The sequence below is a fragment of the Pseudomonas pseudonitroreducens genome (genome assembly GCF_021603645.1).
Taxonomy (GTDB): Bacteria; Pseudomonadota; Gammaproteobacteria; order Pseudomonadales; family Pseudomonadaceae; genus Pseudomonas; species Pseudomonas pseudonitroreducens.
In genome coordinates this window covers 354515-369686 of sequence record NZ_BQHJ01000007.1, presented here as the reverse complement: position 1 = coordinate 369686, position 15172 = coordinate 354515, and the positions used below count along the sequence as shown (strand labels likewise).

General features: G+C 62.3%; 15 protein-coding genes. 11 read left to right on the top strand and 4 right to left on the bottom strand.

The window, feature by feature from the left end; genetic code table 11:
* The first annotated feature begins 15 nt into the window (after positions 1 to 15).
* Positions 16 to 1917: a sulfate adenylyltransferase subunit CysN gene (gene cysN / locus L6D89_RS19220; RefSeq protein WP_236200812.1), complete on the top strand. Its 1902-nt coding sequence runs from the start codon at positions 16 to 18 to the stop codon at positions 1915 to 1917.
* A gap of 200 nt (positions 1918 to 2117) precedes the next feature.
* Here cysN and L6D89_RS19215 read toward each other — a convergent pair whose 3' ends face one another.
* A complete protein-coding gene (locus tag L6D89_RS19215; RefSeq protein ID WP_236174423.1) occupies positions 2118 to 2558 on the bottom strand; it encodes a Z-ring associated ZapG family protein in 441 nt (146 codons plus the stop codon).
* A 139-nt stretch (positions 2559 to 2697) separates the two neighbouring features.
* Between L6D89_RS19215 and L6D89_RS19210 the strand changes: the two genes are divergently transcribed.
* From L6D89_RS19210 to zapE, 3 genes are all read left to right on the top strand, one after another.
* Positions 2698 to 3324, top strand: coding sequence for an alpha/beta hydrolase (locus tag L6D89_RS19210; RefSeq protein WP_236200811.1), 627 nt, complete (start codon positions 2698 to 2700; stop codon positions 3322 to 3324).
* A 60-nt stretch (positions 3325 to 3384) separates the two neighbouring features.
* Entirely contained in the window at positions 3385 to 4725 is a 1341-nt protein-coding gene (locus L6D89_RS19205) for a tryptophan--tRNA ligase (protein ID WP_236174425.1), read from the top strand.
* A gap of 94 nt (positions 4726 to 4819) precedes the next feature.
* A complete protein-coding gene (gene zapE, locus L6D89_RS19200) occupies positions 4820 to 5914 on the top strand; it encodes a cell division protein ZapE (RefSeq protein WP_138212299.1) in 1095 nt (364 codons plus the stop codon).
* A 142-nt stretch (positions 5915 to 6056) separates the two neighbouring features.
* Here the strand turns inward: zapE and L6D89_RS19195 are convergent, their stop codons facing one another.
* Both L6D89_RS19195 and L6D89_RS19190 read right to left on the bottom strand, forming a co-directional pair.
* Positions 6057 to 7022 carry a hypothetical protein gene (locus L6D89_RS19195; protein WP_236200810.1) on the bottom strand — a complete coding sequence of 322 codons (966 nt, stop codon included), beginning with the start codon at positions 7020 to 7022 and terminating at the stop codon, positions 6057 to 6059.
* Between the two features lie 91 nt (positions 7023 to 7113).
* On the bottom strand, positions 7114 to 8013 hold the full coding sequence (locus L6D89_RS19190) for a GlxA family transcriptional regulator (RefSeq protein ID WP_236200846.1): 900 nt from the start codon (positions 8011 to 8013) through the stop codon (positions 7114 to 7116).
* Positions 8014 to 8266: 253 nt separating this feature from the next.
* Here L6D89_RS19190 and L6D89_RS19185 point away from each other — a divergent pair, with 253 nt between their 5' ends.
* Positions 8267 to 9412, top strand: coding sequence for an acyl-CoA dehydrogenase family protein (locus L6D89_RS19185; protein WP_236200809.1), 1146 nt, complete (start codon positions 8267 to 8269; stop codon positions 9410 to 9412).
* A gap of 92 nt (positions 9413 to 9504) precedes the next feature.
* On the opposite strand, the gene L6D89_RS19180 is transcribed toward L6D89_RS19185, so the two are convergent.
* Positions 9505 to 10542, bottom strand: a complete 1038-nt coding sequence (locus L6D89_RS19180) for an NADP(H)-dependent aldo-keto reductase (protein ID WP_236174428.1) — start codon at positions 10540 to 10542, stop codon at positions 9505 to 9507.
* Positions 10543 to 10788: 246 nt separating this feature from the next.
* Here L6D89_RS19180 and rplM point away from each other — a divergent pair, with 246 nt between their 5' ends.
* The 6 genes from rplM (at position 10789) to L6D89_RS19150 (ending at position 15168) form a co-directional block, all read left to right on the top strand.
* The gene (gene rplM, locus L6D89_RS19175; RefSeq protein WP_015475857.1) at positions 10789 to 11217 is read left to right on the top strand and encodes a 50S ribosomal protein L13; all 429 of its coding nucleotides are present in this window, start codon (positions 10789 to 10791) and stop codon (positions 11215 to 11217) included.
* A 14-nt stretch (positions 11218 to 11231) separates the two neighbouring features.
* Complete coding sequence (rpsI, locus tag L6D89_RS19170; RefSeq protein ID WP_015475858.1) at positions 11232 to 11624, top strand: 30S ribosomal protein S9; 393 nt, start codon at positions 11232 to 11234, stop codon at positions 11622 to 11624.
* 249 nt (positions 11625 to 11873) lie between these two features.
* Entirely contained in the window at positions 11874 to 12464 is a 591-nt protein-coding gene (gene petA / locus L6D89_RS19165) for a ubiquinol-cytochrome c reductase iron-sulfur subunit (protein WP_236174429.1), read from the top strand.
* Complete coding sequence (locus tag L6D89_RS19160) at positions 12464 to 13675, top strand: cytochrome b (RefSeq protein ID WP_024764050.1); 1212 nt, start codon at positions 12464 to 12466, stop codon at positions 13673 to 13675. Before petA ends, L6D89_RS19160 begins: the two co-directional genes overlap by 1 nt.
* Entirely contained in the window at positions 13675 to 14457 is a 783-nt protein-coding gene (locus L6D89_RS19155; RefSeq protein WP_236174430.1) for a cytochrome c1, read from the top strand. The genes L6D89_RS19160 and L6D89_RS19155 overlap by 1 nt, the downstream gene beginning before the upstream one ends.
* 93 nt (positions 14458 to 14550) lie before the next feature.
* Entirely contained in the window at positions 14551 to 15168 is a 618-nt protein-coding gene (locus L6D89_RS19150; protein WP_138212304.1) for a glutathione S-transferase N-terminal domain-containing protein, read from the top strand.
* Positions 15169 to 15172 lie beyond the last annotated feature (4 nt).

Sequence of the window (15172 nt, the reverse complement as noted above, 5' to 3'; positions counted from 1 at the left end):
CCTGGAGCCCACAGAATGTCGCATCAATCCGATCTGATCAGCGAGGACATCCTCGCCTACCTGGCCCAGCACGAGCGCAAGGAACTCCTGCGCTTCCTCACCTGTGGCAACGTCGACGACGGCAAGAGCACCCTGATCGGGCGCCTGCTGCACGACTCCAAGATGATCTACGAGGACCACCTCGAAGCCATCACCAAGGAATCCAAGAAAGTCGGCACCACCGGTGACGACGTCGACCTGGCGCTGCTCGTGGATGGCCTGCAGGCCGAGCGCGAGCAGGGCATCACCATCGACGTGGCCTACCGCTACTTCAGCACCTCCAAGCGCAAGTTCATCATCGCCGACACCCCCGGCCATGAGCAGTACACCCGCAACATGGCCACCGGCGCATCCACCTGCGACCTGGCCATCATCCTCATCGACGCCCGCTACGGCGTGCAGACCCAGACCCGCCGGCACAGCTTCATTGCCTCGCTGCTGGGCATCAAGCACATCGTGGTCGCCATCAACAAGATGGATCTCAAGGGCTTCGACCAGGGCGTGTTCGAGCAGATCAAGGCCGACTACCTGCAGTTCGCCGAGAAGATCAACCTCAAGACCAACTCCCTGCACTTCGTGCCGATGTCGGCGCTGAAGGGCGACAACGTGGTCAACAAGTCCGAGCGCTCGCCGTGGTACACCGGCCAGTCGCTGATGGAAATCCTCGAGACCGTGGAAGTCGCGGGCGACCGCAACCTCGACGACATGCGCTTCCCGGTGCAGTACGTCAACCGCCCGAACCTGAACTTCCGCGGCTTCGCCGGCACCCTGGCGAGCGGCATCGTGCGCAAGGGCGACGAAGTCATCGCCCTGCCTTCGGGCAAGGGAAGCAAGGTCAAGTCCATCGTCACCTTCGAAGGTGAGCTGGAGCAGGCCGGTCCGGGCCAGGCCATTACCCTGACCCTGGAAGACGAGATCGATGTCTCCCGTGGCGACATGCTGGTGCACGTCGACAACCGTCCGCAGGTAACCGATGGCTTCGACGCCATGCTGGTGTGGATGGCCGAAGAGCCGATGCTGCCGGGCAAGAAGTACGACATCAAGCGCGCCACCAGCTATGTGCCGGGTTCGATCCCGAGCATTACCCACAAGGTGGACGTGAACACCCTGGAAGAGACCGTCGCCAGCGAACTCAAGCTCAACGAGATCGCCCGTGTGAAGGTCAGCCTGGACGCGCCCATCGCTCTGGACGGCTACGAACAGAACCGCACCACCGGCGCCTTCATCGTCGTTGATCGCCTGACCAACGGCACTGTCGGCGCGGGCATGATCATCGCCGCGCCGCAAGCCGGTCATGGCGCGGTCGTCCACCACGGTGCGAACGCCCATGTAGCTCGCGAGGAGCGCGCGGCACGCTTCGGTCAACAGCCGGCTACCGTGCTGTTCAGCGGCCTCTCTGGTGCTGGCAAGAGCACTCTGGCCTACGCCGTGGAGCGCAAGCTGTTCGACATGGGCCGCGCGGTCTATGTACTGGACGGCCAGAACCTGCGCCACGATTTGAACAAGGGGCTGCCGCAGGACCGTGCCGGTCGCACCGAGAATTGGCTGCGCACTGCCCATGTGGCACGGCAATTCAACGAGGCCGGCCTGATCAGCCTGTGCGCCTTCGTCGCTCCGAGTGCCGAAGGACGGGAGCGCGCCAAGTCGCTGATCGGCGCCGAACGCCTGGTCACCGTCTACGTCCAGGCGTCCCCGCAGGTCTGCCGTGAACGCGACCCGCAAGGCCTGTACGCCGCCGGCCAGGACAACATCCCGGGCGAGTCTTTCCCGTTCGATGTGCCGCTGGATGCCGACCTGGTGATCGACACCCAGAGCCAGTCGGTGGAAGACGGCGTCAAGGCGGTCCTCGACCTGCTGCGTCAGCGCGGCGCGATCTGATCGCATGGCGCTGAAGTGAAAAAGCCCCGCATCTGCGGGGCTTTTTCTTTTGACTTTTGTAGGAGCGAGCTTGCTCGCGAACCATACCCGGTTGATTGAGTATCCAGCGGTTCGCGAGCAAGTTCGCTCCTGCAGGTCGTGCATTGGCGGGGGCATGAAAAAGCCCCGCCGAGGCGGGGCTTATTCATGCAGCGAAGACTTCAGTACTTGCTCTTCAGCCCGTACGTTTCGTCGAGGGTGCCCGGACCGTCGCCGTTCTTGGGCGCATAGTCGCGCGGCGCCTCGTTGTTTGCCGGCGGAGTCAGGCGCTCGCGGCGCTCGGGGTATTCGTCGGCGTGCAGGGCGGCCAGCAGGCGCTGTTTGGTCTGTTCATCCAGGGCCAGGCGCTCGGCGCCTTCGGACAGGTGTTCCTGCACATCCTGATAGCTCTGGGTGAGCTTCTTCATCAGGCTGGCGGAGGTGCTGAAGTGGGTCACCACTTCGCGCTGGTAGCTATCGAAACGATCCTGCATGTCGTCCACCTGACGCTGCAGCTTGTTGGGCGCGGCGTTGGGCAGCAGGCGGGCGATCAGAAAGCCGATGCCGACCCCGACGATCAGGGCGAGTAGCGGCAGCAACCAGGTGGTGAGGGACTGTTCCACGCGAATCCTTCCTCTATAGACGGCTTTGCTTTACGTTAGCGGCTTGCACCTGTGCTTGTATACCGTGGCGAATGCTTCGCCGCCTGCGCAGGTATTGAGCTAGACGAGACGACCCGCCACGGGGTCACGGAGCTGTTGTTTGACCACCCGCGAAATCCCCCTGTTCCTCGATGGCCCCGAGGGCCAACTGGAAGCCCTGCACCTCGCCACGCCTGACGCCAAGGGCGTTGCGCTGATCTGCCATCCGCACCCGCTGTTCGCCGGCACCATGCAGAACAAGGTGGTCGCCACCCTGCAACGCGCCGCACGGGATGCAGGATACGCCACCCTGCGTTTCAATTTTCGTGGCGTGGGTCAGAGCGCCGGCAGTTATGCCGAAGGTCGCGGTGAAATCGATGACGTACTGGCCGCCGCGCACTGGCTGGCCGGGCAGCATCCGGGCCTGCCGCTGACGCTGATGGGCTTCTCCTTCGGTTCCTGCGTGGCCGGCAATGCTGCCGAGCGCCTGGAGGAGCAGGGCGCAGAACTCGCACAGCTGTTCATGCTGGCGCCGCCGGTGGAGCGCTTCGATGTCGACCTGCCCGAGCGCTGCCCGCTGACGGTGATCCAGCCCGAAGCCGACGAAGTGGTCACACCCGAGCGTGTCTACGCCTGGAGTGCGGAGCTCGCCAAGGCCCACGAGCTGATCCGTATCCCCGAGTGCAGCCATTTCTTCCACGGCAAGCTGATCGAGCTCAAGGACCTGATACAGGCCCGGCTCGCCTAGGCCGCCAAGCCGCGTTACCATCCGGCCCGCCATTTCATTTGTGTTGATTCCTGGATTCCCATGACGACCCGTATCCTGACCGGCATCACCACCACCGGTACTCCGCACCTGGGCAACTACGCCGGCGCCATCCGCCCGGCCATCGTCGCCAGCCGCGATCCGCAGGCAGACTCCTTCTACTTCCTGGCCGACTACCACGCACTGATCAAGTGCGATGACCCGACGCGCATCCAGCGTTCGCGTCTGGAAATCGCCGCGACCTGGCTGGCCTGCGGCCTGGATGCTGACAAGGCGACCTTCTATCGCCAGTCCGATATTCCCGAAATCCCCGAACTCACCTGGCTGCTCACCTGCGTCAGCGCCAAGGGCCTGCTCAACCGCGCCCATGCCTACAAAGCCTCGGTGGACAAGAACGTCGAGGCCGGCGAAGACCCGGACGCCGGCGTCACCATGGGCCTGTACAGCTACCCGGTGCTGATGGCCGCGGACATCCTGATGTTCAACGCGCACAAGGTGCCGGTCGGCCGCGACCAGATCCAGCACGTGGAAATGGCCCGCGACATCGGCCAGCGCTTCAACCACCTGTTCGGTAACGGCAGGGAACTCTTCACCCTGCCCGAGGTGGTGATCGAGGAAGACGTGGCGACCCTGCCGGGCCTGGACGGTCGCAAGATGTCCAAGAGCTACGACAACACCATTCCGCTATTCGGCAGCGCCAAGCAGCTCAAGGACGCCGTGGCACGCATCGTCACCGACTCCCGCGCCCCGGGCGAGCCGAAGGATCCGGACAATTCACACTTGTTCACCCTGTACCAGGCCTTCTCCACCCACGAGCAACAGGCTGCCTTCCGCGCCGAACTGCTCGGCGGCCTGGCCTGGGGCGAAGCCAAGCAGCGCCTCTTCGAGCTGCTCGACAACGAACTGGGCGAGGCCCGCGAGCGCTACCACGCGCTGATCACCCGTCCGGCCGACCTGGAAGACATTCTCCTGGCCGGCGCCGCCAAGGCTCGCCGCATTGCCACTCCGTTCCTCGGCGAGCTGCGCGAGGCCGTGGGCCTGCGCTCGTTCCGCGAGCAGGTGCAAGTGGCGACCGAAGGCAAGAAGAAAGCTGCCAAGGCTGCGCGCTTTGTCAGCTTCCGCGAGGACGATGGCTTCCGTTTCCGCCTGCTGGATGCCGCTGGCGAGCAACTGCTGCTCTCCATCGCCTTCGCCGACGGCAAGGCCGCCGGCCAGGTGACCAAGCGCCTGCAGTCCGAGGAACTGGAGCTGCACGCCGAACTGAACGCCTTCAGCGTGCGCCTGGATGGCGAAGCTGTGGCGTACAGCCCGGAGTTCGCCACCGACGCGGAGCGCGACACCGCCATGCAGCGTCTGCGCGAGGCTCTTGCTCCCCAGGAGTGAGGTGCAGCAGGCCGGTCCGACTACCGGCCAATTGCCAAGAAACGGGGGCGCCGCTAAAGTGTGCGCCCCCGTTTTCGTTGCCTTGCTACCGATCATGACGCCTCTTCAGCGCTACCAGGAAGACCTCAAACGCCCCGATTTCTTCCACGACGCCGCGCAAGCGAACGCCGTGAAGCACCTGCAACGCCTCTACGACGACCTGGTCGCCGCCGATAAAGGCAAGACCGGCCTGTTCGGCAAGCTGCTGGGCAAGAAGTCCCAGGAGCCAGTGAAGGGCCTGTACTTCTGGGGTGGCGTTGGCCGTGGCAAGACCTACCTGGTGGATACCTTCTTCGAAGCGCTGCCCTTCAAGCAGAAGATGCGCACGCACTTCCACCGCTTCATGAAGCGCGTCCACGAGGAAATGAAAACCCTCAAGGGTGAGAAGAACCCGCTGACCATCATCGGCAAGCGCTTCGCCGACGAAGCGCGGGTGATCTGCTTCGACGAATTCTTCGTCTCCGATATCACCGACGCGATGATCCTCGCGACCCTGCTGGAAGAGCTGTTCAAGAACGGCGTCAGCCTGGTGGCGACCTCCAACATCGTGCCGGACGGCCTGTACAAGGACGGCCTGCAGCGCGCGCGCTTCCTGCCGGCCATCGCGTTGGTCAAGAAGTACACCGAAGTGGTCAACGTCGACAGCGGCGTGGACTACCGCCTGCGTGCCCTGGAACAGGCCGAGCTGTATCACTGGCCGCTGTCCGAACAAGCCGAGCAGGCCATGACCCGCGACTTCAAAGCGTTGACCCCGGAGTGCGCTGCCGCCACCCGCGACGACGCGTTGATGATCGAGAACCGCGAAATCCGTGCGCGTATCACCTGCGATGACGTGGCCTGGTTCGAGTTCCGCGAGCTGTGCGACGGCCCGCGTAGCCAGAACGACTACATCGAGCTGGCGAAGATCTTCCACGCGATCCTGATTTCCAACGTCGAGCAGATGGGCGTGGCCAAGGACGACATGGCGCGTCGCTTCATCAACCTGGTGGACGAGTTCTACGACCGCAACGTCAAGCTGATCCTCTCCGCCGAGGTGGAGCTCAAGGACCTGTATACCGGTGGCCGCCTGGAGTTCGAGTTCCAGCGCACCCTGAGCCGCCTGCTGGAAATGCAGTCCCACGAATACCTGAGCCGCCCGCACCGTCCCTGACGGTTCGGTGAATGAAAAAGGCTGCCCTTGGGCAGCCTTTTTTGTTCCGGCTCTTCGTAGGAGCGAGCTTGCTCGCGAACATTTCACCGGCAGCTCGAAAGCTGGGCGGTTCGCGAGCAAGCTCGCTCCTACAGATCATGAATCAGCGCTGGGCCATCTCCTGCTGCGCTTTCTTCAGCAGTTGCTGGGCGTGGGCAATTTCCAGCGCCTCCATGGCATTGATCGGCTTGATTGCCACCGCTTTCTTCAACTGCTCCAGCGCTTTCTGCTCTTCATCTTCTCCGTACACGTAGCCCAGCGCGTTGGCGTACTCGTAGTGACCGATCGGCAGGTCGTCGGCGGCGCGGAAGGAGCGGGCGAAGTACTGCTCCATTTTGTCCGCGCTGACACCGTAGGTCATCTTGCCCACCAGCTTGCCGACCTTGCGGATCACGCCGGCTTCGTAGCCGCCGTAGAGTGCCAGGGCGAACGGCTGGTTTGGCTGCTTGGCCAGCAGGGCGTCCAGTTCCTTGGGGATCTCGCTGGTGTAGCCGCGCTTGAGTACCACCGGTACCGGCAGGTCCTCCGCCAGGCGGGCCTTGGCGTAGGCGCGGCCGAACTGGGCGATGGGGTCGGCGTTGAGCAGCGGGCCGGCTTCGTCGGTGTAACTGATCACCTCTTCCAGCAGGCGCTGTTTCTCGTCCTGGTTCGGCGCGAGAAACATGGCGTAGAGCACCTGGGCGAACATGCCTGGCACCTGCCCGCCGACGCCCAGCGCCAGGCCGTCCCGCTTGGCCTGGGCGAAGTCGCCACGGAATACCTTGCGCCACACGTCCTGCAGTTTTTCGGCGTAAACCTGCGCCTCCTCCGGCTTACCGCTGAAGCCGGTGCCGGCGGCCACGGTTTTCTCCAGGGCCTCGGGATGCTTCGTGGCCATGGTCACCACCCAGTCCGCATCCGGGAAGGGGTAGTTGGCGCCGAATCCTCGGGTCAGGCGCGGCCATGCCTCGCGCAGCTTGTCGCCGCTGTAGTCGAAGGCGCTCTGGTCGTAGGGGAAGGGTTTCCAGGTGTCGTCCGCTACAGCGTTCAGGCTGAAGACGGCCAGCAGGGCAAGCAGAAAGCGGCGCATGGCAATATCCCGTTGGGTTCTTGTTGTCGAAAGCTGCCCTGATCATAGGGCCGCCCCCGAGTCCGTGAACCCATCCTAGGGATGGCCTGTTTCAGGCTTCCTTCTGTTCGTACTGGCGCCGGTAATGATTCGGAGAAAGACCGGTATGTTGGCGAAACAGGCGGGCGAAGAAGCTGGCGTCGTCGTAGCCGACTTCGTAGCTGATGGTCTTGATGCTCTTGCGGCTGGTGGACAGCAGGTTGCGCGCCGTCTCGATGCGCAAACGTTGCAGGTAGTGCAGCGGCTTGTCGCCAGTGGCGGCCTGGAAGCGCCGCATGAAGTTGCGGATGCTCATGCCGTGCTCGCGGGCCACGTCCTCGAAGCGGAACTTGTCGCAGAAGTGTTCTTCCAGCCAGTGCTGGATCTGCAGGATCGCCGGGTCGTGGTGCAGTTTCTGTCCGCCGAAGCCCAGGCGGCCCGGCGTGTAGGTGCGTTGCACCTCGTAAAGGATGTCGCGGGCCACGCCCTGGGCGACGGTGGCGCCGCAGAAGTACTCGATCAGGTAGATGTACAAGTCGCGCACCGAGGTCAGGCCGCTGGCGCTGTAGATGTGGTCGGCGTCGGCGATGTGCTTGTCCTGGTTGAGCTGCACCTTGGGGTAGCGTTCGGCGAACTCGCGGAAGAAGCGCCAGTAGGTGGTCGCTTCCTTGCCGTCGAGCAGGCCCGCTTCGGCCAGCCAGAACACCCCTGAGACTTCGCCGCACAGCACGCAGCCGGCCGCGTGGCGCTCGCGCAGCCAGGGCATTACTTGCGGATACAGGGTGAGCAGTTCGTCGAAGTCGCCCCAGAAGGCCGGGAGGATGATCAGTTCTGGTTCGTCCAGGGCGCCGTGTACCGGCAGTAGGTCGCCGCTGAAGCTCATCACCGGCTGGCCGTCGGGGCTGACGATGCGCGTCTCGAAGCTGGGCTGCAGGCCCAGACCCTGTTGGCGGCCATGGCGCAGGGCGGCCATGTGGAAGAAGTCCTTGGCCTGCATCAGGGTGGAGCCGAACACGCCATGGGTGGCGAGGATGCTGACGCGGCGCAGCACGCGGGAAGCTGGGTTGGGCATCGGTTCTTGTACTTCTTATGGATGTCTATGCATGACGCTAAAGTGGTCATGATGCGGCTGGATCGTCTTATTTTTTGGCGAAAGTGTCCAGTGCAGAGCGGTTCGTGCTTGGCCTACAGTCGGCCTTCCAATAATTCCTACAATCGATTCGCAGGTGTGCCGCATGATTCCAAGAACCCTGTTCAGTTCCGATCACGAGCTGTTCCGCGACAGCGTCCGCAAATTCCTCGAACAGGAGGCGGTGCCGTTCCACGCCCAGTGGGAAAAGGACGGTCATGTCGACCGCAAGCTCTGGAGCAAGGCGGGTGAGGCCGGCATGCTCTGCTCGCATCTGCCCGAGGCCTACGGCGGCATGGCGGCGGACTTCCTCTACAGCGCGGTGGTAATCGAGGAGATCGGTCGACTGGGTCTGACCGGCATCGGTTTCTCGCTGCATTCGGATATCGTCGCGCCCTACATCCTTCACTACGGCAGCGAAGAGCTGAAGCAGCGCTACCTGCCCAAGCTGATTTCCGGCGAGATGGTCTCGGCCATCGCCATGACCGAGCCGGGCGCCGGCTCCGACCTGCAGGGTGTGAAGACTACTGCCGTGCTGGATGGCGACGAATACGTGATCAACGGTTCGAAGACCTTCATCACCAATGGCTGGCTGGCCGACCTGGTGATCGTGGTCGCCAAGACCGACCCCAAGGCCGGCGCCAAGGGTACCAGCCTGTTCCTGGTGGAAGCCGGCACGCCGGGCTTCAGCAAGGGCAAGCGCCTGGAAAAGGTGGGCATGAAGGCCCAGGACACCTCGGAGCTGTTCTTCCAGGACGTGCGTATCCCCAAGGAAAACCTGCTGGGCAAGGACGGGCAGGGCTTCATCTATCTGATGCAGGAGCTCCCCCAAGAACGCCTGACGGTTGCCCTCGGCGCGCTGGCCTCGGCAGAGGCGGCACTGAAGTGGACGCTGGAGTACACCCGTGAGCGCAAGGCCTTCGGCAAGTCCGTGGCGGATTTCCAGAACACCCGCTTCAAGCTGGCCGAGATCGCCACCGAGGTGCAGGTGGGGCGCGTCTTCGTCGATCGCTGCCTGGAGCAGCACCTGGAGGGCAAGCTGGACGTGCCGACGGCGGCGATGGCCAAGTACTGGACCACCGATCTGCAGTGCAAGGTACTCGACGAGTGCGTGCAACTGCACGGTGGCTACGGCTACATGTGGGAGTACCCGATTGCCCGCGCCTGGGCCGATGCGCGTGTGCAGCGCATCTATGCAGGTACCAACGAGATCATGAAGGAGATCATCGCCCGAGCGTTATAAGAGCGGCTTCGGGCCTCACGCTTCAGGCCGCAGGTTAGAGCGAAGTGCCTTGCTCTCACTTGCGGCCTGTAGCCTGCCGCCTTTAGCCGCCCTCAGGGCGCCGGGTTCGGCTGATCCTTGTGGATCGCCTCGATGCCGGCCAGCACCTCGTCGGAGAGCTTGAGGTCGAAGCTGCCGAGGTTGGCTTCCAGTTGCTCGAGGCTGGTCGCACCGATGATATTGCTGGTCACGAACGGGCGGTTGGTGACGAAGGCCAGGGCCATTTGCGCAGGGTCCAGGCCGTGCTCGCGGGCGAGGGTGACATAGCGGTCGCAGGCGCTGGCAGTCTGCGGATTGGTGTAGCGCGTGAAGCGGCTGAACAGGGTGATCCGTGCGTTAGCCGGGCGTGCGCCGCCGAAGTACTTGCCCGAGAGCATGCCGAAGGCCAGGGGCGAGTAGGCAAGAAGGCCGATCTGTTCACGGATGGCGATTTCCGCCAGGCCCACCTCGAAGCTGCGGTTGAGCAGGTTGTAGGGGTTCTGGATCGACACGGCGCGCGGCCAGCCGCGCTCCTGAGCGATCTGCAGGAAGCGCATGGTGCCCCACGGTGTTTCGTTGGACAGGCCTACATGACGAATCTTGCCGGCGCGGACCTGCTCGTCGAGTGCTTCCAGGGTGTCTTCCAGTGCCGTGAAGCTTTCTTCCTTGTGCTGGTAGCCCAGTTGGCCAAAGAAGTTGGTGCTGCGTTCTGGCCAGTGCAACTGGTAGAGGTCGATCCAGTCGGTCTGCAGGCGCTTGAGGCTGCCATCCAGCGCCGCAACGATGTTCTTGCGATCGAGTTTCGGCTGGCCGTCGCGGATGTGGCTGATCGAGTTGCCGGGGCCAGCGATCTTGCTGGCCAGTACCCAGTCGGTGCGATCGCCGCGCTGGGCGAACCAGTTGCCGATGATCTGTTCGGTGCGGGTGTAGGTTTCCGCGCGCGGCGGGACCGGATACATCTCGGCGGTATCGATGAAATTCAGACCGGCGGCCTTGGCCCGCTCGATCTGGGCGAAAGCTTCGTCCTGCGTGTTCTGCTCGCCCCAGGTCATGGTCCCCAGGCAGAGGGCGCTGACTTTCAGTTCGGTGCGGCCGAGCGGGCGGTACTCCATGCGGGTCTCCTCATGAAAACATGTGCGTCATACAGTTGAAAATTCTGCCGGAATCTGCATAATTCCGCAGCCTTTCATCGGTGGGGGATGCCAAAGCCTGCCGATTGATACATCTAGTCGTTACGGACGCACACCGACCCGAGCCCCAATTCGTGTCTGTCTTCGGCTGTCCTTGACTTGTCAAGGCAACCACTGTCCAGTAAGATTCGCCGTCTTATTTTCAGGCGGCCCCTGAGGCTATAACGAATGAAAACTTATACCGCGAAACCAGAAACTGTTAAGCGCGACTGGTTCGTCGTCGACGCTGCTGGCCTGACCCTGGGTCGTCTGGCTACCGAGATTGCTACCCGCCTGCGCGGCAAGCACAAGCCGGAATACACCCCGCACGTTGACACCGGCGACTACATCGTCGTGATCAACGCCGAGCAGGTTCGTGTCACTGGCGCCAAAGCTACCGACAAGATGTACTACCATCACTCGGGCTTCCCGGGCGGTATCAAGTCGATCAACTTCGAGAAGCTGATCGCCAAGGCTCCTGAGCGTGTTATCGAGACTGCCGTCAAAGGCATGCTGCCGAAGAACCCGCTGGGCCGCGACATGTACCGCAAGCTGAAAGTGTACAAGGGTGCCAACCACCCGCACACCGCTCAGCAGCCTCAAGAACTGAAGATTTAACGGGATAGCTCATTATGTCGGCGACTCAAAATTACGGCACTGGCCGTCGTAAGACCGCTACCGCTCGCGTCTTCCTGCGTCCGGGTACTGGCAAAATCTCCATCAACAACCGCTCCATCGAGCAGTTCTTCGGTCGTGAGACCGCTCGCATGGTTGTCCGTCAGCCGCTCGAGCTGACCGAGAACACCGAGAAGTTCGATATCTACGTGACCGTCGTTGGCGGTGGCGTAAGCGGCCAGGCCGGTGCGATCCGTCACGGTATCACCCGCGCTCTGATCGAGTACGACGAGACCCTGCGCAGCTCGCTGCGTAAAGCCGGCTACGTCACTCGCGATGCTCGCGAAGTTGAACGTAAGAAAGTCGGTCTGCGTAAAGCGCGTAAGCGTCCGCAGTACTCCAAGCGTTAATACGACGCTTCGAAAAAAACGCCCAGATCCTTTGGACTGGGCGTTTTTTTATGTCTTCAATAAGTTCGTGCGACACCTTGCCGCATCCGCGCAGGCCGCGTCGTGCAAGGCTTCCAGGGGTTGCGTAACAGGCTATTACCTTGTCATCACAAGGGCTTTTCTTTACCATTTGGCGAATTTTTTGCGCGGCTCGAATTTTTACTTAAAAGCCTGATTTGAACAGGCTTGAAGCTGATGGGAGACGACTGAATGAGTAATGACGGCGTGAATGCAGGCCGGCGTCGCTTCCTTGTCGCGGCCACTTCGGTGGTAGGTGCGGCAGGAGCGGTCGGAGCTGCGGTCCCGTTCGTGGGGTCATGGTTCCCCAGTGCCAAGGCGAAGGCCGCTGGCGCGCCGGTGAAGGTCAACGTAGGGAAGATCGAGCCGGGCCAGCAGGTCGTGGCCGAGTGGCGCGGCAAGCCGGTATTCCTGGTGCATCGCACCAAGGAAATGCTGGACGCTCTGCCGACCCTCGACGGACAACTGGCCGACCCGGAGTCCAAGGCTTCGGAACAGCCAACCTACGTCGATCCCAAGCTGCGTTCGATCAAGCCTGAACTGGCAGTGATCGTCGGCATCTGCACTCACCTGGGCTGCTCGCCGACCTTCCGCCCGGAAGTCGCTCCCGCGGATCTCGGTCCGGACTGGAAGGGCGGTTACTTCTGCCCCTGCCACGGCTCCCATTACGATCTTGCCGGCCGCGTTTACAAGGGACAGCCCGCGCCCCTGAACCTGCCGATTCCGCCCTATACGCTGGATGGTGATGAGTTGACCATCGGTGTGGACCAGGAGAAAGCCTGATGAACAAGTTCATGGCTTGGGTCGATGCCCGCTTCCCCGCGACCAAGATGTGGGAAGACCATCTGAGCAAGTACTACGCCCCGAAGAACTTCAACTTCTGGTACTTCTTCGGCTCCCTCGCACTGCTGGTCCTGGTTAACCAGATCCTCACCGGTATCTGGCTGACCATGAGCTTCACCCCGTCGGCGGAAGAAGCGTTCGCTTCCGTCGAGTACATCATGCGAGATGTAGATTACGGCTGGATTATCCGCTACATGCACTCCACCGGTGCATCGGCGTTCTTCGTGGTCGTCTACCTGCACATGTTCCGTGGCCTGCTGTACGGTTCGTACCAGAAGCCGCGTGAGCTGGTGTGGATCTTCGGCATGCTGATCTACCTCGCCCTGATGGCCGAGGCCTTCATGGGCTACCTGCTGCCCTGGGGTCAGATGTCCTATTGGGGTGCCCAGGTGATCATCTCGCTGTTCGGCGCCATCCCGGTCGTCGGCGAAGACCTGTCCCAGTGGATCCGTGGTGACTTCCTGATCTCCGGCATCACCCTGAACCGCTTCTTCGCCCTGCACGTGATCGCCCTGCCGATCGTCCTGCTGGGCCTGGTCGTGCTGCACATCCTGGCACTGCACGAAGTCGGCTCGAACAACCCCGACGGCGTGGACATCAAGAAGAAGAAGGACGAGAACGGCATTCCGCTGGACGGTATCCCGTTCCACCCGTACTACACCGTCAAGGACATCGTCGGTGTCGTGGTCTTCCTGTTCGTCTTCTGCACCGTGATCTTCTTCTTCCCGGAAATGGGCGGATTCTTCCTCGAGAAGCCCAACTTCGAGATGGCGAACCAGTTCAAGACCCCCGACCATATCGCGCCGGTGTGGTACTTCACGCCGTTCTACGCCATCCTGCGCGCCGTTCCGGACAAGCTGATGGGTGTCATCGCCATGGGCGCCGCCATTGCCGTGCTGTTCGTGCTGCCGTGGCTGGACCGTAGCCCGGTTCGCTCGATCCGCTACAAGGGCTGGCTGAGCAAGATCTGGCTGGTGATCTTCGCGGTGTCCTTCGTTGTCCTCGGCTACTACGGTTCGCAAGCGCCGTCCCCGCTGGGTACCACGCTGTCGCGCCTGTGCACCATTCTGTATTTCGCCTTCTTCATCCTGATGCCGTTCTACACCCGGATGGAGAAAACCAAACCGGTTCCGGAAAGGGTGACTGGCTGATGAAAAAGCAATTCGCTGCATTTGTACTGGCTCTGCTGCCTGTCTTCGGCTTCGCCGCTGAAGGCCATGGCCCGGCCCTGGACAAGGTTGATATCGACCTGACCGACAAGGCCGCCATGCAGGATGGCGCGCGTACTTTCGCCAACTATTGCATGGGCTGCCACAGCGCCAAGTTCCAGCGTTATGAGCGTGTTGGTCGTGATCTGGGTATCCCGGAAGAGCTGATGATGAGCCACCTGGTGTTCACCGGCGCGAAGATCGGTGACCACATGGACATCGGCATGAAGCCGGCTGACGCCAAGGTATGGTTCGGTGCTGCTCCGCCGGATCTGACCCTGGTAGCCCGCGTACGCGGCGCCGACTGGCTGTACACCTACCTGCGTTCGTTCTACGAAGATCCCAAGCGTCCGTGGGGCGTGAACAACAAGGTGTTCCCGAACGTCGGCATGCCGAACGTGCTGGTCAGCCTGCAAGGCCGCCAGGTCATCGGCTGCAAGCAGGTTCAGGTCGTCGAGGATGGCAAGAAGCAGTACGATCCTCTGACTGGTACCCCGCTGACCCACGAGGCCTGCGACCAGCTGACCATCGTGCCGAAGTCCGGTCAGCTGAACGAAGCTCAGTTCGACGAGAAGGTGAAGAACCTGGTGACCTTCCTGGCTTATTCGTCGGACCCGAACAAGCTGGACTCTCACCGTATCGGCACCTACGTCCTGCTGTTCCTGGCCTTCTTCTTCGTATTCGCCTACCTGCTCAAACGCGAATACTGGAAGGATGTGCACTAAGCACCACCCGTCGTAGTAACAAGCGCGCGCCCTACGGGGCGCGCGTGCGTTTTTCTACCTCCCACAAGAAGATCCTGCGAGGAGGCGCGCGGCATGGCCGCTATCAACAAGCTCACCTGCTTCTCCGACCCTTCCTGCCACTACAGCCATCGCGTGCGCCTGGTGCTGGCGGAGAAGAGCGTCGTCGCCGATATCATCGACGTACCTGCCGGCAACATCCCGGCCAAGCTCGCTGAAGTAAATCCCTACGGCAGCCTGCCGACCCTGGTGGATCGCGATCTCGCGCTCTACGAGTCGACAGTGGTCATGGAGTACCTCGATGAGCGTTATCCGCACCCACCGCTGCTCCCGGTCTATCCGGTGGCTCGCGCCAACAGCCGCTTGCTGATCCATCGTATCCAGCGCGACTGGTGCAGCCTGGTGGATCGTATCCTCGATACCCGCCGCAAGGATGCCGAGCGAGCCTTGGCGCGCAAGGAGTTGCGTGAGAGCCTTACGGGGGTATCGCCATTGTTTGCCGACAAGGCATTCTTCCTCAGTGACGAGCTGAGCCTGGTGGATTGCTGCCTGCTACCGATCCTCTGGCGCCTGCCAATCCTGGGTATTGAGCTGCCGCGCCCGGCGAAGCCTTTGCTGGACTATATGGAGCGACAGTTTGCGCGGGAAACTTTCCGTGCGAGCCTGTCCTCTATCGAACGTGATATGCGCTAAGGAG